Consider the following 22,669-nt stretch of genomic DNA (forward strand, 5'->3'; position numbering starts at 1 on the left):
GATAAAAATAAACTGGTCGTATTCGCACATCCATTTTGTGTTCAAACGCACAATCATCGTTAAAAAGTACATCTAACAATATTTAGATAAAATAAAAAAGTTAACAATTAAGTCAACTTTTTTATTAATTACATTTCTTTTGGTGCATTTACGCCTAATAATCTTAATGATTCTGTTAAAACGACGCTCACACTTTGAACGAGTGCTAAACGAGCTAATTTTTGATCATCTTCAACTAATATCTTTGAATTTGCATAGTATTTATTAAATGCTCTTGATAAATGAATAGCGTATTTAGCAATTACTGATGGTTCATATTCTTTAGCTGCACGTTTAATTATTTTAGGGAAGTCACCAAGTAACTTAATTGTATCCCATGCAGCAGGATCAGAAAGTTCATTGTTACTTTCACTAATTGAAACATCACCCGCTTTACGAATAATACTTTGTGCTCTAGCATTTGAATATTGGACATAGGGACCTGTTTCACCTTCAAAACGAACAACTTCTTCTAAAACAAAATCAAAATTATTCATACGTTCATTCTTTAAATCATGGAAAATAACAGCCCCAACACCAACATCTTTAGCAACTTGTTCAGCATTTGGTAGGTCAGGATTTTTATCTTGAATTTGTTTTTTAGCAAGGCTTGTAGCATCATCTAAAACTTCTTCAAGTAAAATAACACGTCCTGAACGAGTCGATAATTTCTTACCACCTTGTGTGATTAAGCCAAATGGAATGTGGTGCATATCATCTGACCAATCATTACCCATTTCCTTTAACACAGCCTTTAATTGTCTAAAATGGTTAGCTTGTTCATTTCCGACAACATACAATGACTGTACAAAATTATACGTCCGTTTACGGTAAATAGCAGCAGCTAAATCACGAGTAATATATAAAGTTGCCCCATCTGTTTTTTGAATCAAGGCAGGGTTTAAATCGTATTTTTCAAGATCAACAATTTCTGCGCCTTGGCTTTCTTTTAACAAATTTTTATCTTTTAACATTGTCACAACTTCGCCCATTTTATCATTATAAAAGGCTTCCCCTTTAAATGAATCAAATTGGACACCCAGCATATCATAAATTTTATTGAAAGCTGATAATGATTCTGCACGGAACCAAGTCCAAAGTTCGATTGCTTCTTCATCGCCATCCTCGAGCTTTTTAAACCATGCACGAGCTGCAACATCTAACTCTGGATTTTCTTCTGCTTCTTTATGGAAACGAACGTAGTATTCAAGTAATTTATTGATAGGATCAGCTTTAACTTCTGCTTCACTACCCCATAATTTATAAGCAGTAATTAACTTACCAAATTGAGTTCCCCAATCGCCTAAATGATTAATTTTAATTGGATTATAATTAATTTTAGCCAAGATGTTTGCAATTGAATTACCAATCACAGTTGAACGTAAATGTCCCATTGAAATAGGTTTAGCAATATTGGGTGATGACATATCAATTGGTACGTTACCATCATGACCAATATCAGATGCGCCATACTCACTGCCATTTGAAAGCACTTGTTCAATAATATCTTGACTAAATGCAGCCTTATTCAAGAAAAAGTTAACATATGGCCCAACTGCAGCAACTGACTCAAATTGACTTTGATCAATTTTCTCTACTAAGTCTTTAGCAATCATCTGAGGTGCTTTTCTAAATGCTTTAGCTAATGCAAAAGCTGGAAATGCATAATCCCCCATATCAGAACTTTTTGGTATTTCAATTTTGGCAATAATTTCTTCTTCAGTAAGGTTTCCATCAACGATAGCAACCAATGCTTGTGCAACTTGTTGTTTATAATTCATTATCCATTCCTCCTAAAATTGTATAAAAAAAGCCCCTTACAAATAATTATGTAAGAGACGAGAATTCCCGCGGTACCACTCTAATTGATTAATATCCACTCAAAATATTCAGTTATTTCTAAAAAGTACGATTCAACTAACGCTTTTATCTAGCTTCCATCAACCTAGACTTGCTTTAAAATTAATTAGTTTACTAGCTTTTATCATCGAATTTATAGTTTGATTGTAACAAATTAATATTATAAAAGATAGTGTTTTTAGAATTTAGGTTTGCTTTTGGTGAAATATTTCTTTACGACATCCCTTGAATCTGTCAATCTTGTAACATTATCATCAAAATGAATTGATACAAAAGAATAATACACAAGATCGACTGCATATAATTGAGCAATTAAAGAAGTAGTCGCTGCACTTCTGAATTTTTTATTTTCTTCACTATCGTCATGTTCTAAAATAATATTAGCTAATTTGGCCAATGTACTTTTTTTATTATGTGTTAAAACGATAACTTTTATTTTTTGTCGATTTGCAAGATTTGCTAACTTAATTGCATCCGTATTTTCCCCTGAATTTGATATCAAGAATAAAGTTGTTCCTTCTTTTAGTTGCGATAATCCAACGGCAATTAGATGTGTATCAAGTGTTTCTATAACAGACTTACCAACTCGAATAAATTTTTGTTGGAAATCTTTAGCTACAATTTCTGATGCTCCAATTCCATACGCATAGATTATTTTTGACTCTGCAATAACCTTCGCAGCATTAACGACTTCCTCATCTAATGTTTTATTTGATTCCTCAATCGTATGTTGTATCCGCATGGTTAATTTTTGTTGTGTCGTCACTAAATCATCTTTAGGATTAATTTCCTCGAGCATTGATTTATCATCTTGGATTTCTGCTGATAATTCTAATTTTAATCCTGGAAAACCAGTATCACTAATACTTTTTCCAAATCGCGTTATTGCTGCAGTGCTGACACCTACCACCTCTGCCATACTCTGTGTACTCATTCTTATTACTTTCTGAGGGTGCTCTAAAATAAACCGTGCTATTTTTCGCTCTACCTTTGTGTATTTATCCATATTTGCTTGTATTGTGTACAAATAATTACCCATACTTCTTACCTCTTTTTATGGTATGTCTTATGCTTCTGTCTCAATCATAGCATCTTTTGGAATACCAAAAAAGAATGTTAAAATAAATCCGCCCGCATATGCCGCAAGCAATCCAAGAATATACCCAATCCAGTGTCCATTACTTATTAAAGGTATCAATGCTACCCCAGAAGGTCCTATTGCAATAGATCCAATATGACCAATCCCACCAATCACCGCTCCACCGATTCCGCCACCAAGACAAGCAGTAATCATTGGTCGTCCTAAAGGTAGTATAACCCCATAAATTAATGGTTCCCCAATTCCTAGAAATCCGACTGGTAGAGCGCCTTTAATTAAATTTGTTAATTTTTTATTTTTACGACAACGAACCCATAATGCAATTGCTGCCCCTACTTGTCCAGCTCCTGCCATTGCTAAAATTGGCAATAATAATGTTGATCCAGACTTAGCAATCATTTCAAGATGAATAGGTGTTAAAATTTGATGTAATCCTAACATTACCATTGGTAAGAAAAAAGTCCCTAAAACAAAACCAGAAAATGCACCACCAACTTCTAAGACCCAGTTAATTGATGTAACTAAAGAATTCGAAACAACCCCAGCAACTGGCATTACTAAGAAAATTGTCATCATTCCAATAACAAATAATGATATTGTCGGTGTTATAATAATATCTAAAGAATCCGGAATCCATTTATGCAATCTTTTTTCTAAAATAGCTAATACCCACACTGCAAAAATAACACCAATAATTCCACCCTGTCCAGCACTTAGTGCCTGACCGTTAAAGATATTATGGAGAGGTGCTTCAGGGGTTACCCCACTCAGCAAAGTGACAGCGCCGATAACACCACCAAGTCCTGGAGTGGCACCAAATTCACTGGCACTATTTATCCCTACATAGATAACTAAATAACTGAAAACACCATTTTTAATAACATTTAAAACTGCAATAAAATCTGTCCAGCTCGAACTTAAATCCCCTGCAACCATCATATTTCCAAGGACAGCAGCCAATCCACCAATCAATCCTGCTCCAACAAATACAGGAATTAGTGGAACAAAGATATTTGAAATTGCTTTAAGCACCTTTTTTATTGGCGTTTGCTTTTGTTTAGCTTTATGTTCTGCTTTTACTTTAGCAGCTTTGCTCTCAACCAATTCTTTATCAGTCATTTGAGTTGATTGTACTACGTTCTTCAAAGGGAAAGGTTCGCCTAATTTAACCCCTACTTGTCTTACCATTTCATCTGCAACTTTGTTGACTGTACCAGGTCCAACTACCACTTGCAAAGTATCATCTTCAACAACACCCATGACACCATCGATATTTTTCAATTTTTCAATATCTACTTTATCTTCATCCCTAATTGTCATCCTAACTCGAGTCATACAATGAATTAATTTTTCAACATTGTCTGGCCCCCCTACATTATCATAAATTTCATTTGCAATTTTTTCGATTTTTTTGTCTGCCATAATTTAACCCCTCCAAATATTTTATTTGATTGCTTCCCTAACAAAACCATGAGCCTTCTTTAATTTTTCTTTAGCTTGATTCAAATCGTTATCCGTTAGAATCATAACTATTGCAAGTTTGACATCATGTTCAGCTAATTCAAATGTTAATTTTGCTTGTTCATAACTTACTCCAGTTGCATCCATAATAATATGCTTTGATCTTTCAACTAATTTTTCATTCGTTGGTCTAACATCGACCATTAAATTTTTATATATTTTTCCAATTCCAATCATCGAAATTGTCGACAACATATTTAATACTAATTTTTGTGCCGTTCCTGATTTTAAACGAGTAGACCCAGTCAATATCTCTGGTCCCACTTCAATCTCAATAGCCGTATCAGCATGCCGTCCAATAATTGATTCCTTATTGCAAGCCAGACTTATTGTGTTCGCACCAAGATGTTTAGCGTAGTCAAGACCCCCAATAACATATGGTGTTCTACCACTTGCTGCAATTCCAACTACTGTATCTAATTTTGTTAAACAAATATTTTCCAAATCCAACTTACCCAATTCGTTTGAATCTTCGGCACCTTCAACTGCCACAGTCATTGCTTTCATACCACCAGCAATCAATCCTTGCACCATGCTAGGATTTGTTCCAAATGTTGGTACACATTCAGCAGCATCTAAGACACCTAATCTACCACTAGTTCCTGCACCCATATAAATTAAACGGCCTCCACTATTAAATGATTCAATAATTTTACTAACTGCTTCATTAATTTGCGATAACTCTTTTTCTACGCTTTTAGGAACTGTCATATCGGCTTCATTCATTATTCTTGCAACTTCAGAACATTTTAACTCATCTAAATTCATAGTTTGTTCATTTCTAGTTTCCGTTACTAATTTTGTAATATCCATATTTTATCCCTCTTTTATAATTGTATTATTAAATATTATTTTTTGTTTTGCTCCTATATAGTCAATTAAATCCAAGTCTGTCCTTTTAACTGTACCAATTTGGTTTACTTTTTTATCAATTGGTAAATTATTTTTCACTATCTGTATTTCTCCAGTATATCTCCCATATAACATATTATCTTGCGTTATAGTACCTCTCGTTCGAGCATCTTCATTATTTATTGGTTCAATAGTGAATTGATTTCTTATCCGACTTTCTTCTAACCTTACAACATCCCTAGCCACGTCAGCACGATTATGCCATGCTATATTATCAAGTTCATGCGAACTACTTTCAATATCTATTTCTATACTTTGATTAGTAAAATAGTTAACTATCTTACTAATTGTTCTTTGTGAAACTCGCGGATCACCGATATAAACGTCATCAGTATAATTATTCTCAATTAAATCTATCATTGCAGCCAATACATTGTAATTTCGATGTTTTTCTAATGTTGGTAATCCCTTTCCAATTGGCCCTCTAAATATTTTATCTCCTGCCACAAACGCCATCGTAGTAAATCCTGATTTTTTTAACCAATGATTCTTATTTTTTAACCATTCGTCATCTAATCCCGTATCTGGTCGAGGATAATAATTATGCCATGCTTCAATATTCTTAAAATTTGCATGATTATCAACTAGTTGCTTAATATCCAGCTCTGAAATCGTACTAGCATTTAATCCAATATCTATATTATTTGATAATTCAGCTATTTTTTCCATACTAATCCCATAATCAATTCTTAAACCAGTAATTCCAGCAGTTTTCAAATCAAATTCCAATAATTTTAAACTTTTTTCTGAAATATCAACCATTAATTTCAAGTTATTTTCAAGACATAAATTCCCCAAAGTTTTTAATTCATCAATAGTTTTTTTTCTATCTTCTTCAGGAATATGTAATGAAGTAAAAATACCCTTAAATCCTGATTTACGCATTACTTCAATATATTTTTTTGTATCATCGTCAATCTTATCACCTAAATAAATTGAAAAACCCAACATAATATCTCCTCCATTCATAAAAGAAAGCGTTATCATTAACTGGTTACATCATACCTTGAATGATATAAAATTACAATTAAATATATTTATTTTTTGTTTTTTTTGTTACTTTATATCTTAATTTAAAATAAAAAATCTTTCAAGAATACTTTATATAAAGTATTCTTGAAAGATTTTTTCACTGTTTTATTCAAATACAAATTGATTATTATAAAGTTCAGAATAGAATCCTTTTTGATCCAATAATTCTTGATGGTTACCTTGTTCAATAACCTTACCGTCCTTCAGAACAACAATTTTATCAGCATCTAATATTGTTTTCAAGCGATGTGCGATTACAAAACTAGTACGCCCTTGAATAACTGTATCCATTGCTTTTTGAATTTTAGCTTCTGTCACTGTATCAACATTAGAAGTCGCTTCATCCAAAATTAATAACGTAGGATTAGTTAAAATTGTTCTTGCGATACTAATTAATTGTTTTTGGCCAGTTGAAAACACAGAGTTTTCATCCGATACTGTCGTGTCATAGCCATTTTCTTGACTCATAATAAAATCATGAATATTAGCTTGCTTAGCGGCAGAAATCATATCTTCATCTGATGCTTCAGGTTTACCAAAGACAATATTATCACGAATTGTTCCTGAGAATAATACACTTTCTTGAAGAACTATCCCAACATGATCACGAAGACTTTGAAGTTCAAGATCCTTAACATTTACGCCATCAAATTCAACTGAACCACCTGTAACATCATAGAATCGATTCAATAAATTCATAATTGTTGTTTTACCTGAACCAGTTGGTCCGACTAAAGCTACCATTTCACCTTTATCAACATTAATTGATACATCATGTAAAATTTCTTTATTAGCATTATAACCAAAATTAACATTTCTTAACTTAACACCATTTGTTAGACCCGTTAATTTTTGCTTATCAGTTGAGTTGACCTCATCTGGTTCATCAAACATTTCATTCAGTCGACTAGCACCTGTAATAGCAAGTTGGAACATACTATACAATGAAGAAATTTGTGATATTGGTTGGTAAAATTGTTGTGAGTATTGAACAAACACGACAACTAGTCCTAAAGCCGTTGTACGGCCCATATCACCGTTCAGTGCTAACCAGCTACCAAAGAAGATAACAATGGCTGTATTAACCAACGAGAGGCCATTCATAACTGGGAAAAGCATCCCTGAATAGACTTGTCCTTTAAACGTTGCTTTACGAACATTTTCGTTATATGGCAAGAAACCATCAATAGCTTCTTTTTGAAGCCCGTTAGTAATTACAATTTTTTGACCACTAATTTTTTCATTAATATAGCCATTTAATTTTCCAACTTCTTTTTGTTGTATATCAACATACTTACGTGTTTTAGAAATTAAAATGACCGCAAGAAGTAACGCGATAGGCGTTGAAGCAATCGTAACCCAGGCAAGCTGAACATTCTGTTGAAACATCATAATGATAATCCCAATCATTAGAGCAATATTACTCATAATTTGTCCTAAGGCTTGATTCATTGCGTTCGAAATATTATCCAAATCACTTGTAAAACGACTTAAAATATCCCCATCTTTATGTGAATCAAAGAATCGAATTGTCATTTTTTGTAATTTTCCAAATAGCCCTTTTCGCATTCTATTTGTCGAGTTTCCTGTAATGAACGTGACAATAATATTTGAGAAAAACATTGCTACAATTGAAAAAATATAAAATAAGAATAACATCCACAATGAGCTAACAAAATTTCCTTTATCACTCACTCCTTTTGTTAAACCAATTACGTAGTCTGCCAATGCCGTAATTGCTTTTCCCATATACACAGGTGCTTTTACCTGGAAGTATGTCGATGCAATAATTGCAACAGTCATAACTGTAAAACCTAATTTATAGCTTTTCAAGTAGTGGAAGAAGAATGCCATCGATCTATTCATATCTTTCATTAGACAGTCTCCTTTCCTTTTTGAGTGTTATAAATTTCTTGATAAATTTGACTATTTTCAACGAGATCTTTATGTGTCCCCTCGCCAACTAATTTACCGTCATCCATAACAAAAATACGATCCGCATTAATCACAGATGAGATTTTTTCGGCAATAACAAATGTTGTTGTCTCTTTCAATTCATTATTTAATGCTTTTTGGACTAATTTTTCTGATTGAGCATCAAGTGCTGATGTTGAATCATCTAAAATTAAGATTTTAGGTTTACCAATAACACCACGCGTAATTGATAAACGTTGTTTTTGACCACCTGAGAAGTTAGCTGAACGTTCTTCAACCTCTGCATCATAACGTTCTGGTAATCGATTAATAAATTCTGATGCCTGAGCGATTTGACTGGCCATATCCATATCTTTCTCGTTGGCATCTTCTTTACCTTGACGTAAGTTGTCTGCGATTGTGCCAGAAAATAGGATAGCCTTTTGTAAAACAAATGCTACTGTTTTACGAAGCGATTTTTCATTAACATCCTTTAAATTCTCACCACCAACTTTGATCATTCCTTCTTGGGGATCAAATAATCGTGGAATCATTTGGGCTAAAGTTGATTTACCTGAACCAGTTGCACCAACAATTCCTATCATTTCTCCAGGTTTAACATCAAAACTAACATGTTTAAGTGTTGGTTTATCATCGCCTTCATATGAGAATGAGACATCTTCAAAACTAACAGATCCCGATAAATCTTCCTCTGGAACATCTTGGTAATAAATATCTGGTTCTTCATCTAAAATTTCGCGTAGTCGTTTAATTGAAACCATTGCACGAGCACTAAACGTCATCATCATTCCACCAATAATAATGGCAAACATGATTTGCATTAAATAATTAACAAACGAAGTAATAGCTGTAACTGTACTTGGATCTGCTTTAGCTAAATCACCTACAAAATAAATTGCGGCAACGACAGCCATATTTCCAATTAATGTAAATGCTGGAATTAAAACAGCAAATAGAGTTCCAACATAGATATTTTGTGCATTTAAATCATCTGAAACCTTATCGAAACGTTTTTCTTCATTTTTTTCTTGATTAAATGACTTAACAACACGCACACCCATCAAGTTTTCTTTGGCTAACTCATTTACTCGATCAATTAAGCCTTGCATTAACCCAAAATGGCGTCCCATGCGACCGAAAGTTAACATTGAAATACCTAACACGCAGACAATTAAAATAACAATAATCCACCATAAATCCGCAATTGTATTCATAGCTAAAATGAATGCACCGATAAATAAAATGGGCACTCGAATTAATGTCTGTAAAATTGTCATAATTAACGTTTGAATTTGGGTAATATCATTGGTTAAACGAACCACAATATTCCCTGCTTGGAATCGTTCAATATTACTGAAAGAAAATGTTTGAATCTTTCTAAAAGCAGTTTCACGAATATCTGCACTCATTGATTGTGCTACTTTTGCTGATAGAATTGTATTCACAACACCTGCCAACAATCCAATAACAGCAACTCCAATCAAGTACAAACCAAGTGTCGTGATTTTATCACCCTGGTCCTTTAAAATAGCATCAATTACTTTTTGTAACAATTTAGGTTGCCACAATGTTGAAATTGCCATGATAACCACCATGACGACTGCCCAAAAAATATCTACCCGATACTTTTTAGCATGTTTTAATAAAATATCCACTTTTTTCCCCCTCAATTCTGTCCAGTTCCATGTTTTTTTATACAAAAAAACTAATATCAGTTACTAAACTTAGCAAAAATAACGCTTAATTGCAATCATTTTGACTAATTATATTCTATTTAGTCAGTTAAAATTTACAAAAAAAAACCAAGATTAAATATCTTGGTTTCAATATAATTATCTTATTCATTTTTAAGCGGGCGACGAGAATCGAACTCGCGACATCAGCTTGGGAAGCTGGAATTTTACCACTAAACTACGCCCGCAGAACGTTGATTAGTATAGCATATTTCCGTACTTTTGTCATAACTAATTAAGCATGTTTATTTTCAGCCTTTTGTTCAAAATCTAAACGTCTCAAATTTTGTACAGCCTTCATATATGAATAAATCAGTACAATACATGACCCACCCCAGGCTAATGGATTTGCAAAACAAGCTCCTGCATACCCAAAAGCACCAGCTAAAAAGATAGCTGCAAATGATCTCATCAGTAATTCTACAACTCCAGCAACTGTTGGTACGATGCTTTGTCCCAGTCCCTGTAACGTGTATCTAATGACAAACAGTACTGACAAAAGTAAGTAAAATGACCCATTAATATTAAAATAAACCTGCGATAATGCAACAACTTTTGGTGCATTATTTCCAACAAACAGTGTAACTAATTGTTGTCCAAATAAAATAACTAAAAGACTTGCAACGATACTGAATGTTCCAGACATTAATAGACACTTTTTTACACCATCTAAAACACGACCATATTTTTTTGCGCCATAATTTTGGGCAGTAAAAGTTGCCATCCCAATTCCAAATGACATCATTGGTTGTGTTGATAATTGATCAATCTTAGACGCTGCCGTGGTACTGGCAACTGCTGTCGTTCCTAAACCGTTTAAAGCTGACTGTAGCATAATTGCACCAATCGCAATTATTGAAGCTTGAAAGGCCATTGGTAGAGCCACATAAAGGTGTTGGTTAACATCTTTCATCGTGATTTCTCTAAAATGGTGTCGACCAATATGTAAGACGGGAATTTTTCGATAAATGTAAATTAAACAGAATACAACGGAACATGATTGCGCAATAATAGTTGCAATACCAGCGCCAGCAACTCCCCAATGAAATACCAAAATAAATAATAATTCTAAACCAACATTAATAATGCTGGCAAAAATTAAAAAGTATAATGGCGTGCGACTATCCCCTAGCGCCCTAATAATATTAGATAAAATATTAAATGCCATTGAAGCAAATATTCCACCAAAAATGATACTAATAAAAGTTTGTGCATCATCAAATATTTCTGGTGGTGTCTTCATAAGTGTTAAAATATCTTTTACAAAAAACAAACTAACCGCTGTTAAAATTACCGTTGCAATTAGACTAATCAAAAGTCCCACTGCAAAGCTTTTTCTAACACCACGATAATCTTTTGCCCCAAATCGTTGTGCCGTAATAATAGATAAACCTGCAGTTAACCCTTGTGCAAATCCAATAATCAAAAATTGAATACTCCCGGTCGAACCAACTGCAGCTAGTGCATCCACGCCTAAAGTTTGTCCAACAATCAACGTATCAGAAATACTATATAATTGTTGAAATAAATTACCAACCAATAATGGTATAGTAAACATAAAAATTAATTTTGCTGGATTACCCGATGTTAACGATCGCAAATAAGACCCTTCTTTTCTTTATATTTATTTAATTCCTTTTTCATTCAATAATAAAATAAATGCTTTTTTAAAGTTAGCCCTATCCTGGTTTGAAAAGGCGCTTGGACCCTTCGTACGTTGACCTGATTTCCTTGCCATTGCACTTAAATATCTTGAATCCAACATACTATCGATATTGGTATCTGTATATTCAAATCCTTTATGATGCATCACAATCACACCTTTTGGTAATAAAAGAGAAGCTAGTCCGTAATCTTGTGTAATCACAACATCTGATTTTTCAGCTAACTTTACAATTCTATAATCTGCCGCATCTGGACCTTGATCAACATAGCTAACCGAAACATTTTCAGGATACTTTTTAGTTGAGAAATGTGGCGTACTTGTAATTAGCAACACACTGATATTCCGTAGTTCGGCTTCAGCTATAACTTCATTTTTCACAGGAGACGCATCCCCATCAATAATAATTTTCAAATTAACCACTCTCATTCCTAGTAAAAAAACTTCCAAGGAATAACCTCTTGAAAGTTTTATTTAGCTTCTGGTTTTAATAATGCATTAATTGCTGGAATTTGACCTAAGCTATCTATCGCATTACTTGGCATAACAACTGTATTTGCGTCACTCTTGGCCAATTCTTTAAAAGCCTCAATATTTTGGCTAACAAAATAACCATTACCAACTTTATTTAATGATAAATTAACTGCATCTATTCGGTATGCTTCAGCATCGGCCGTCTTTTTAACTGCTTCAGCCTTTGCTTGGGCTGAATTAACCCATGCATCATTATCAGCTTTATTTTTTAGTGCAACTGATTTACTGTAACCTTCTGCTTCAGCAACAGTAGCATCACGATTTCTAGCGGCTTTCAATAACTTATTCATTGAATCTTGAATTTCAACTGAAGGTTTTACTGTATCAATATTAATTCGATCAACATTTAATCCATAACCAGCTGTCACATTAGAAATTTCGCCAAACAAACCGCGATTAATTTCTTGCGTTCCATTCAAAACTTCATCTAACATTTTATTACCAATGATGCCACGCAAAGAGGCACGTGTATCTTGAATCATACTACGAACAGAGTCTTCATTTTTAAACACAAAATCTTGGATGTCAGTAACGTGATACTTCAATGAAATTTTAACTTCAATTTCAGCATTATCTTTTGTAATCACAACTTGTTTATCAAGATCTAAAGGTTGTTGTGCCGTACTAACACGAATTACTGAAGAAATAAATGGTTTAATAAAATGTAAGCCTGGAGCTAATGTTGTTTCATATTTTCCTAAAGTTATAACAACACCTTGATGCGGTTGTCTAATAATTCGGATAGTTGCTGGTAAAATCATGACCAATAATATAACAATAATAATAACGACTAAAAGTCCCAACATAATAATTTAACCACCTTTATATTTTTTTAACGTCTAACCCTTCAACATGTGTTTTAATGATTCGAACAACATCTCCACTTACTAATGTTTCATCACTAAAATAATGATAGTAGATACCAAAAAACTCGACCGTGCCATGAATATTTTTACTGTCAATTGTAAATTCCCGGTTAAGCAACCGCTCGTCAATAATTGATTTTCTATCCATATGAAAGCACCTCCATTTGTCATCTTTAAACGTATCTCATTTACGTCATAAAATCAATCAATTTCATTATCAAAAGTAAAATCATTTCGATCTAAAATAGTCACTTTTTCAATATGCTTTTCAATCTGTTTACTTTCAGGCGGTAATTGTAAATAATCACCATATAAACGGCTTAAAATTGCATCATATGCCCTTAAAATAGTTACCGTAAGGTTCTCAAAAGGAACTTGAATCACGGCTGCTAATTCCTTTTCTGATAGTAATTCTTTTTCATATGAGTATTGTGAAGCTAAATTTTTATATTCTGAAATGGTGTCATCTTGATTATAGGTTCTTACTAGTTCGTCTCTTTTTTCTTTATACTCTTTGGTTTTACGACTTTGATCAGGTTGTAATTTTCTAATCTTTGCGTTAATTTCAGTATCCATTAAACGATAATTGCTCAATAAAAGAATTTTCGCGTTAAGATATCGATATTTTGATTGTTGAATAGATCGTTCGACATCACCTGTTGGGACTTTATCAAAAGGAAAAATATCTACAAAAACACCTTTTCTAGCGTCATTAATATTTCTTTTCTCTTCAACATGAATAGATTCATCAAGTAGTTTTGCATATCCAAATGCATAGTTTGGATCACTTTGATCAGTTTGTAGAAAATAATAAGGCTGGCTAATCTCTTGGGGAGCGATTTGTAAGAATCGATCGTAGTCATCCCTTACCATTCCAATATCGACATCATCATCCCATGGAATAAACCCTTGATGTCTGACCGCACCTAATAAACTGCCACCAATCATAAAATACTTTATATTATTTTTTTGACAAATTTCAACGACTTCCCGGATTAAATCTAATTCTACCTTGTGTAATTCTTCAATTTTCATTTTTACCACCTTAAATCGTCTTATTCTTTCTTCAATTGTACCAAATTTAACTCTGAATACGAAAATTATTTAATTTTTATTAAGCTAATCCTTTTTCATTACTTTATTTCTTTGGCTCATGATATGCTTTAATTATTAAATAAAAGGGGTGCCTAAATGCAAGAAACCATAATTGACTTAATCGGCCAACATGGCTATCTAGGTGTTGCGTTACTGATCACCATTGAAAACATTTTCCCACCAATTCCTTCTGAAATCATTTTAACATTTGCAGGTTTTATGACGCTCTCAAGTTCTCTTACACCAATTGGTTTAATTATTTCTGCCACTATTGGGGCGACTATCGGGGCTTTAATCTTATATTCGATCGGTCGCTTTTTAAGTACAGAACGTTTAAATCAATTTTTCGCCAGTAAGTATGGTTCTTGGCTTGGTCTAAAACCTATCCATATTGAAAAAGCGACTGAATTTTTTGTAAAATATGAAAATCGTGCTATTTTCATAGGCCGTTTTGTTCCCATTGTTCGAAGTTTAATTTCTATTCCCGCTGGAATTACGAAATGTAAATTACGTTTTTTTATTCCATTAACCTTTTTTGGAACATTAATTTGGAATACTGTCCTCATTTATCTTGGGGCATTTGCTGGGAATGCTTGGGCGGAAGTTGCAGCAACAGTTGATATTTTTGCTACAGTAGTTGGTATCATCTTATTAATCGTTTCGTTCTTCGGAATCTACAAACTAATTAATTTAAATAGGAACAAAAAAAACGATTAAATTCAATTATGAATTTAATCGTTTTTTACTACTTTTATTTCTCAAAAAGTAGGATTAATCTTCCGCAACATCGATAGCTTCTAATAGAATATTCAGTTCAGAACATTCTCTTTCAAGCGATTTTTCCTCTTGGAAAAAGCTATCTCGAATTGATGATTGTTGTCTGTTTCCAATGTTACTTCTAAGATCAGCAAGTTTTTGCATCGCTGCTTGATACTCACTCATAATATCAAGTTTACACCTACTCATTAAGTTACGCCTCCGAATGATGACAACAACTTGTTGTCAGTAATAATAATTTATAATGTCTAATTTAACACTTTTTTAATAACTTGTTAACCCTTTAAATATTACCGTTATGTTACAAAATAAAAAAGACATCACAATGTGATATCCCTCTTATTTTAAGCTACTATTTTAAATGGTTATTTTTACATTAATGATTGAACATCGCGTGCAATAACTAATTCTTCATCAGTAGGTATCGCAAAAATCTTAACGGCAGACTCTGGCGTGCTAAGCATAACCTGTTCACCCATTTTTTCGTTATTTTCAGCATCAAAGCCAACACCTAAATATGCTAAATGTTCAATAACGCGACGACGTACAATCCGATCATTCTCACCAAGACCAGCAGTGAAAATAATACCATCAACCCCTTGCATTTCTGCAATGTATTGACCAATATATTTAATAATATTTTGAACATAGATTTTAACAGCTAAATCAGCACGAGGATTTTTTCCTAATTGAGCTTTAACATCACGCATATCAGGAGAAATCCCTGAAATACCAACTAGCCCAGATTCACGATTCAAAATATTAATCATTTCATCTATATCAGTAATTTTTAATTGTCTCATCATGTAAGCAACTAACGATACATCTACATCACCTGAACGTGTTGCCATGGTAATTCCAGCAAGTGGTGTAAAGCCCATTGATGTATCAATTGATTTACCACCAACTGTAGCTGTAATTGATGCTCCTGCACCTAAATGTAATGTAATTAATTTTAACTCTTTAGGGTCTTTATCAATTAGTTTTTCGGCTTCTGAGACGACATAACGAACGCTTGTCCCATGAGCACCATAACGTCTTGCGGCATATTTTTCATACCATTCATAAGGTACACTGTACATGTAACTTTCTTCTGGCATCGTCTGATGGAAGGCTGTATCAAATACAGCGACACTTACTGCATCTGGTAAGATTTCTTCAAATGCCTGGATACCTAAAAGATTAGCTGGATTATGTAATGGTGCTAATTCAGATAATTCATTAATTTTTGCAATTGTATCGGCATTTACTAATGTTGATTTTTTGAAATATTCACCACCAGCAACAACGCGATGTCCAACACCGGAAATTTCATTAAAATCAGCAATAATATCCAATTGAAGCAATAATTTAAGTAATAACTGTACACCTACTGAATGATTGTCGATATCTAATACATCTTCATATTTTTTTCCGTTACCATATTTAATCGTTAAAATTGAGTCTTTAAGTCCAATTCTTTCAATCAATCCTTTAGCAATAACAGTTTCCTCTGGCATGCTAAATAATTGGAATTTTAAACTTGAACTACCTGCGTTAATTGCAATAATTTTTGTCATATTCTTCCTCCAATAATGATTTCATTTGGTATTAATTTAATCCTTAAAAAACAATTATTTTTTTAAGTAGTATATTAAACTAATATACTACTTATAGAAAACGCATACAACACTTTCAAGCAAAAAATGGTACACAGAATTTTATTTTCTGTCTACCATTATTTTTTGCCCGAATTCTTTCATTAAACTAAGCAGTAGAACTGCCTTATCTTCACCTAAAACATTTACCCAAGTATCAAACCGTTTCTTAATTGACTCAGTCACAACTCGTTCTACTTTTGCACCCTGATCAGACAAGCGTAGGTTTATTCTTCTTCTATCAACTGTGTCTTGTTCTTGATAGATGTATCTTAATTGTTTTAGTACGTTTAATTGGCGTGCAATTGCACTCCTTGAAACATTTCTTTTTTTAGCGATATCAACCATGCTTATATCTTCAGTGCTATGGATATCTTTTAAAATCAAGAATTGTTCAAAAGATAAATTAAACTCACTAGTAGGTTGTGAAATGAATCCTTCCACATTCTTAAAAGTTCCTAAATACATACTAATATAGTCATCCATTAACTTAGTTGTTGTCATTGCTAATTCTCCTCTGCATGTTCTACCTACAGTTAAATTTAGCATAAAACGCGGTTAATTACTATATCTAATCAACTGTATCTCTATTTTTCTTTTTCAGTTGATACCGTTAATTGTTTACGATTTACAAACGTCCAAACCACACCCAGTACTACGGCTGTAACAAGTAATGCAAGCACTGAACCAATCATACCAGAACCTTGGCTATTAATTGCATATGTGAAGCCATTTAATACATGTGTAACAGGTAAGAACTCTGCAAATACTTGATAAGCATTTGATAACATCGTATTTGGAATAACTTGTCCTGTAATCACTAATTGTACGAGTAGTAATGCTAAAGATAAGAGAATACCCATTGTTCCAAGGAGTTCGTCAATTACCACACATAAAAGAGTAAAGATTATTCCCGATAAGAACGTAAAGATTACGAAACTAATTGGATGTTCAATTGTTACACTAAAGAATAATGTTAATAAGAGAACTCCTGCTGTTTGAATAACAGAAATAAATAACATTAGGAAAAGGTTCTGTAACCAGTTTTGTGATAATTCATTCTTCTTACGGTATCTGAATAAAATTAATTGAGTTACAATTGCACCGACAAATAATGATAAAACAATCACTAATGGGGCAAATGTATTTTTCAAAGTTTTAGCGAGATTGTCACTTTCAGTTTCTGTTTTAACAGGTTCAACGAATTGAGCCACATTTTTTGGAGATGAATTGATATTACCAACCTGTGATGCTCCTGCTGCTAATTTAGTATTTAATAATGTTACACCATCATTAGCTGTATCCAATCCTGATGTTACTTGTTTAGACCCATCAGCTAATTTTTGTGAGCCATCAACTAATTGAGGACTAGCAGCTGCCAATTGTGTATCACCATCTGTTAATTGTGTACTTGCCGCTTTTAATTTCGAACTTCCATCTGTCAATTGTGTACTAGCAGTTGTCAATTGTGTACCACCACTAACAAGCTTATCAGATCCTGCTTTCAATTGTGTACCACCTGAAACTAACGTTTGTGTTCCTGCCTCAAGTTGTCCACCTGCTGTAACAAGTTTTTGCGATCCTGCTCTTAAAGCAGTAACACCTGTTATTAAAGTTGGTACATTACTATTTAATTGATTAATACCATCAGTTACTTGTCCTGTTCCTGCTGTATATCCTAAGATACCAGCTGACAATTTGTTAATACTACCTGTCATGATTGAATTCTTAATTGTTGCATTAATTGTTTTTTCACTTGTAACATCAACACCAGCACCATTAACACTAGCATTTAATTTACCAGCAACTTGTGCATTAGCATTTGATGCTATCACTAATGAATCAATTTGATCACTCAAGTCTTTTGTATCACCTAAAAGACCAATCATTGAATCGCTCGTCAAGGTATCAGTATTACTCAATAATGCAGTTGCTTGTGTCGAAATTTTAGCAAATTTTTCCAACATGGCTTTAAGATCTACATCACCCATTGTTGATTTAAATTCAGCCATTAAGCCACCTACATCACTCATCACTGCCTCTAACATCGCTTTTGTATCTGTTAAATTTTTACTTACCCCAGTTATATTTGTACCAACAGTTGTTATTGCTGTATCTGTTTTTGTGATTTGTTGTAAAACAGTGTCTTTTTCTTTTTGGCTCATTGTTGTTGAGTCATTAATCATCGTACGAACCTTCTTGTTAGAAGTCGATGCCTGACCTTTAGCTAATGTCAAACTAAACATCTTTTGTGTTGTATCTGAATTAATTGCATTCATTTGAGTTTGAACAGTTGTTAATTTATCCCCTGCCGCCATCAATTTTGTTACTAATCCAGGTAATGCTTGTAATGTTTCAATTGATCCTGAAATTTCTTCAAGTTCAGCTTTTAATTCTTTTGATCCTTGCTTTGTATCTTTAATTTGTTGAATTATTTCAGGAATATGATTAATAATTTCGCTACGAGATTTTAATCTTGTTTGAATTTGAGTTACACCAGTTTTAATACCAGTTGAATATGCTGTTAAACCTGCTACCGCCATCGGTAACGATTGGCTACCTGACATACTTGCAGCTAATGTTTTCGCACCATTATTTAAATCATTCGAGTTCGAATTTAATGTAGTTGCACCAGTTGCTAACGTGCCTACACCAGCTGCTAATGTAGATCCGCCAGTTTGCAACGTAGAAAGTCCCGCATCTAATGTTTTATTCCCATCAACATATTGAGTCACACCATTTGATAAGGTTGGTGCACTAGCAACAAGTGTATTAATTCCTGAGGCTAATTGATTATTACCATTCACCAGTGTACCTACACCAGTTGTATAGGTATTTACACCATCAGCTAAAGTATCAACCCCAGTTGTATAAGTATTTAATCCTGTTTTTAATGTCTGATTACCTTTATCAAAGGTCACCATACTTGTTGCCAATGTATTTAAATTTCTAGTAACTTCTTTACTACCATTTTTTAATTTAACGGTTCCTTTATTTAACGTTTTTACACCAGTTGAGGCTTCTTTAACACCTGAACCTAATTGTTTAACGGAACCAAGTAATGCAGAATCATACGCTTTTTGGATATTAGTTAAAACTTGTGATTTCAATTGTTCTGCAACCTGTTTTGTAATCAATTGCGAAACATAGTTATTTGTATCTGATTGTTTTGTTTTTAACAAACTCACTTTTGGCGTTTCATCAAGTGCAGTTGTTGCGTTTTTTGAAAAATTACTTGGCAATGTAACTGACATTGTATAATCGCCTGAATCTAAATGTTTTTTCGCAGTTTCTGCGCTAACAAACTCCCATTTGGCTTGTTTATTGGTTTTAAGAATTTTAGTAACTTCCTTACCAACGTCAATTGATTTTCCATTAAATGATGCTTCTTCATCGTTATTTATAATAGCTACTTTTAAATTTCCTGTGTCCATTTGTTGCTTACTTGAAACTAACTTATAGGTTCCATATGCAATTAAACTTGGAATTAAACATGCAATTGCGATATACGCAACTGACCTCTTATTCTTTGACATAAATTCTTTGAACAAAATTATCCACCCTCTCTTTTTAGTTAATGGCATTAACGATTATTCGTTCCGTTAACCTCATTAACGATATTATGACTATATGTGTTTTTGATTCTTTTGTCAAATAATTTTCTAAAAAAATATCCCCACTGTCATCTAATCAACAGTGGAGATATCATTAAAATTCAATTTTTGATTAAATAGTAATACATGAATTGACCAGGAGCAATTAGGATTAACCCTGCAAATTGCATGACATAAATTAATAAGCGCGTTAAATTTTCAGTTGATACTTTACGTGTATTCATTTCTTGTCTAGAGTGTGGTTCCTCTACCTCGTCAATTTTAACTTTTTGCACTAATTTTTTATTTAATCCATTTAACTCGAGATTATATGGATAAAAAGTTAAAAAATTCAAAATTAAATAATAATTAATTAATAACCGCCAATTAGATGGACCTATCAAATTTCCAATTGCTAAAAGAATAATTAAAGACGCTAATCCCTTTAACAAGGAAATTGAATAATATTTAAATCGTTTCACAATAACCCTCCAGGAATTTCGCTTAATTTTAGAATATCATAGTTACTTAAAAACATTGATGCTCAGTAAGAATCTTTACTATTTATTAACCATTAATTTAAAAAATCTGTTTTACCATGCTAAACTACTTTTTATAAAGTTAGTCATCTGGATGGCACCACTACACATACGAAATTCTCTCTAAGATCAGCTAACATGTCACAACATTTATTCATTTAAAAAAAATAAGCCTTTCCCAAATATTAAGTTCCTCAAAAATTAGGTTACTTATACCTAACTTTTGTGAATTCTTTAATTTAAGATATAGACTTTTAATGCAACATTAATTATCTAATAATAACAGCTTATTGACTCTTATTCTTGAACGATTCACAGCAATCATTGTTACAACATAAAGTGTTACAAAATAACTCGTTTCTATTGTTGTTCCAATAAAAGCGCAAACGAGAGCTAAAAAGAACATTCCATTGCCAAGGACTTGCCATTTTCGTTTCTCAATTGCGTAGTCTGCTAATATTTTAGTCTCTTCAGGACCTAGTGAGTCCACAGTTCTAACATTAGCTTGACGCACTTTAGTTAATTGTAGAGACAACTTAACATTATAAATAATCAAAATTGCCATAACTAAATATAAACCTATTTCCACCAGTACCCCTTCTCTCTTTTAATCTAATATGACTATTTTTTAATTCATTTTTACTTTATACTGAGTTAGTCCTATAAATAATAAAAGAGTTGCTAAATTACGCAACCCTCTTTATTATTTAACAACTAAGACATCACAAGGTGCTAAACGAGTAACGTAATTTGTAACTGCACCCATTAACATTCTTTCCACTGCCTTCAAGCCAGATTGACCCATGATAATTAAATCTGAATGATGATCTTCAATAAAATCTTTGGCAATTACTGTTTTAGGACTACCAAAACGAATATGAATATCAACATCTGTAAACCCATTTTTTACAATATCTTCTTTTAATTCATTCATATATGCTTCTGTATCTTCAAAAGTCTGATAGACGATTGAACCGCCCCCATCCATCATTCCTGAAAAACTTACAGAAAATTGACGCGTATCAATTACGTTTAAAATATCTAAATGTGCATGGTTTGCTTTAGCACTTTCTACTGCACGCTTTAATGCTTTTTCAGCTGAATCTGATCCATCAACTGGGACTAAAATATTTTTATATTCTTGTTCCATATTTGCCACCCCATATCTTTTATTTGTAGTTACAGTATATCATTAAAATTGTATTAGATGTTAGCGTTTTACCTACAAAATTTGAAATAAAGAAGGTTTTCAGTATGTTATTAAAAAGGATTTCTATTTTTAGTGCCCCCTACGTGGTTCGAGAGTTAACCGAAAAAGATCTAACTCAAATGTTAGAATTAGAAAAAAGTCAATCTACTTACCTAAAACTCCAAGGTAAACAAGATTTAGCCATTGAAGAAATAAAATCTGATTTAACTTCGATCCCGTTGTCAGTTAAAAGTGATCAAAAATGGACACTGGGCTTCTTCAAAGCAGATAAATTAGTAGCTATGATTGATTTTTTAACAGATTATCCTGAAGTTCAATCCGTTTGGATTGGTCTATTATTAGTTTCGAAAAACGAAGAACAACAAGGTATCGCGACACATTTATTAAAAGCCCTGCTTAAATCTTTTAAATCTGAACAGTTTACCAATGTACAAACGCTGAAATACGAACAAGAAGAAGTAAATCAAAAATTATTGGAAAAATTTAATTTCACTGATAAACAATCGCTAATCTTAAAAAGCCCTGATGGAGTCGACATCCCTGCAATACTTTCAAAATTAGATTTATAAAGCAAAATTATTATCTAATTCTCTTAATAACATTTTTATCTTTTTTCATTTCCTA

Annotated in this window: 21 protein-coding genes and 1 tRNA gene; 2 read left to right on the plus strand and 20 right to left on the minus strand. The window is 32.8% G+C overall.

What is annotated here, in order from left to right; translation table 11 throughout:
- Positions 1-128: 128 nt before the first annotated feature.
- From argS to AC1RPW_RS03490, 13 genes are all read right to left on the minus strand, one after another.
- Positions 129-1,820 (minus strand): arginine--tRNA ligase, encoded by a 1,692-nt coding sequence (gene argS / locus AC1RPW_RS03430; RefSeq protein ID WP_481761180.1) that lies wholly within the window; start codon positions 1,818-1,820, stop codon positions 129-131.
- 257 nt (positions 1,821-2,077) lie between these two features.
- Positions 2,078-2,938, minus strand: coding sequence for a MurR/RpiR family transcriptional regulator (locus tag AC1RPW_RS03435; RefSeq protein ID WP_481761179.1), 861 nt, complete (start codon positions 2,936-2,938; stop codon positions 2,078-2,080).
- A gap of 27 nt (positions 2,939-2,965) precedes the next feature.
- Positions 2,966-4,420, minus strand: a complete 1,455-nt coding sequence (locus AC1RPW_RS03440; RefSeq protein ID WP_481761178.1) for a PTS transporter subunit EIIC — start codon at positions 4,418-4,420, stop codon at positions 2,966-2,968.
- A 21-nt stretch (positions 4,421-4,441) separates the two neighbouring features.
- On the minus strand, positions 4,442-5,332 hold the full coding sequence (gene murQ / locus AC1RPW_RS03445; RefSeq protein ID WP_481761177.1) for an N-acetylmuramic acid 6-phosphate etherase: 891 nt from the start codon (positions 5,330-5,332) through the stop codon (positions 4,442-4,444).
- A 3-nt stretch (positions 5,333-5,335) separates the two neighbouring features.
- Entirely contained in the window at positions 5,336-6,400 is a 1,065-nt protein-coding gene (locus AC1RPW_RS03450) for a MupG family TIM beta-alpha barrel fold protein (RefSeq protein ID WP_481769378.1), read from the minus strand.
- Positions 6,401-6,568: 168 nt separating this feature from the next.
- Positions 6,569-8,338 carry an ABC transporter ATP-binding protein gene (locus AC1RPW_RS03455; protein WP_481761175.1) on the minus strand — a complete coding sequence of 590 codons (1,770 nt, stop codon included), beginning with the start codon at positions 8,336-8,338 and terminating at the stop codon, positions 6,569-6,571.
- Positions 8,338-9,993 (minus strand): ABC transporter ATP-binding protein, encoded by a 1,656-nt coding sequence (locus tag AC1RPW_RS03460; protein ID WP_481761400.1) that lies wholly within the window; start codon positions 9,991-9,993, stop codon positions 8,338-8,340. The genes AC1RPW_RS03455 and AC1RPW_RS03460 overlap by 1 nt, the downstream gene beginning before the upstream one ends.
- A 255-nt stretch (positions 9,994-10,248) precedes the next feature.
- Positions 10,249-10,319 (minus strand) — tRNA-Gly (locus AC1RPW_RS03465).
- Positions 10,320-10,366: 47 nt separating this feature from the next.
- Positions 10,367-11,731, minus strand: coding sequence for an MATE family efflux transporter (locus AC1RPW_RS03470; protein ID WP_481761174.1), 1,365 nt, complete (start codon positions 11,729-11,731; stop codon positions 10,367-10,369).
- A gap of 24 nt (positions 11,732-11,755) precedes the next feature.
- The gene (locus AC1RPW_RS03475) at positions 11,756-12,208 is read right to left on the minus strand and encodes a YaiI/YqxD family protein (protein WP_409022804.1); all 453 of its coding nucleotides are present in this window, start codon (positions 12,206-12,208) and stop codon (positions 11,756-11,758) included.
- 56 nt (positions 12,209-12,264) lie between these two features.
- Positions 12,265-13,134: an SPFH domain-containing protein gene (locus tag AC1RPW_RS03480; protein ID WP_481761173.1), complete on the minus strand. Its 870-nt coding sequence runs from the start codon at positions 13,132-13,134 to the stop codon at positions 12,265-12,267.
- Positions 13,135-13,150: 16 nt separating this feature from the next.
- Positions 13,151-13,342 carry a hypothetical protein gene (locus AC1RPW_RS03485; RefSeq protein WP_481761172.1) on the minus strand — a complete coding sequence of 64 codons (192 nt, stop codon included), beginning with the start codon at positions 13,340-13,342 and terminating at the stop codon, positions 13,151-13,153.
- 53 nt (positions 13,343-13,395) lie between these two features.
- A complete protein-coding gene (locus AC1RPW_RS03490; RefSeq protein WP_481761171.1) occupies positions 13,396-14,229 on the minus strand; it encodes a LicD family protein in 834 nt (277 codons plus the stop codon).
- 156 nt (positions 14,230-14,385) lie between these two features.
- On the opposite strand from AC1RPW_RS03490, the gene AC1RPW_RS03495 reads away from it, so the two are divergent.
- Positions 14,386-15,006: a DedA family protein gene (locus AC1RPW_RS03495; RefSeq protein ID WP_481761170.1), complete on the plus strand. Its 621-nt coding sequence runs from the start codon at positions 14,386-14,388 to the stop codon at positions 15,004-15,006.
- A 54-nt stretch (positions 15,007-15,060) separates the two neighbouring features.
- Here the strand turns inward: AC1RPW_RS03495 and AC1RPW_RS03500 are convergent, their stop codons facing one another.
- The 7 genes from AC1RPW_RS03500 to AC1RPW_RS03530 form a co-directional block, all read right to left on the minus strand.
- A complete protein-coding gene (locus AC1RPW_RS03500; RefSeq protein WP_057973343.1) occupies positions 15,061-15,255 on the minus strand; it encodes a hypothetical protein in 195 nt (64 codons plus the stop codon).
- 182 nt (positions 15,256-15,437) lie between these two features.
- A complete protein-coding gene (locus AC1RPW_RS03505) occupies positions 15,438-16,625 on the minus strand; it encodes an acetate/propionate family kinase (protein WP_481761169.1) in 1,188 nt (395 codons plus the stop codon).
- 141 nt (positions 16,626-16,766) lie between these two features.
- Entirely contained in the window at positions 16,767-17,207 is a 441-nt protein-coding gene (locus tag AC1RPW_RS03510; protein ID WP_409022730.1) for a MarR family transcriptional regulator, read from the minus strand.
- 83 nt (positions 17,208-17,290) lie between these two features.
- Positions 17,291-20,254, minus strand: a complete 2,964-nt coding sequence (locus AC1RPW_RS03515; protein WP_481761168.1) for a YhgE/Pip family protein — start codon at positions 20,252-20,254, stop codon at positions 17,291-17,293.
- Positions 20,255-20,418: 164 nt separating this feature from the next.
- Positions 20,419-20,778 (minus strand): hypothetical protein, encoded by a 360-nt coding sequence (locus AC1RPW_RS03520; protein WP_481761167.1) that lies wholly within the window; start codon positions 20,776-20,778, stop codon positions 20,419-20,421.
- A gap of 322 nt (positions 20,779-21,100) precedes the next feature.
- Positions 21,101-21,424: a hypothetical protein gene (locus AC1RPW_RS03525; protein WP_481761166.1), complete on the minus strand. Its 324-nt coding sequence runs from the start codon at positions 21,422-21,424 to the stop codon at positions 21,101-21,103.
- 114 nt (positions 21,425-21,538) lie between these two features.
- Positions 21,539-21,985, minus strand: coding sequence for a universal stress protein (locus AC1RPW_RS03530; protein WP_481761165.1), 447 nt, complete (start codon positions 21,983-21,985; stop codon positions 21,539-21,541).
- Positions 21,986-22,089: 104 nt separating this feature from the next.
- On the opposite strand from AC1RPW_RS03530, the gene AC1RPW_RS03535 reads away from it, so the two are divergent.
- On the plus strand, positions 22,090-22,614 hold the full coding sequence (locus tag AC1RPW_RS03535; protein ID WP_481761164.1) for a GNAT family N-acetyltransferase: 525 nt from the start codon (positions 22,090-22,092) through the stop codon (positions 22,612-22,614).
- Positions 22,615-22,669 lie beyond the last annotated feature (55 nt).

This window comes from Dellaglioa sp. CoH-55-MRSF-8, from assembly GCF_056782195.1.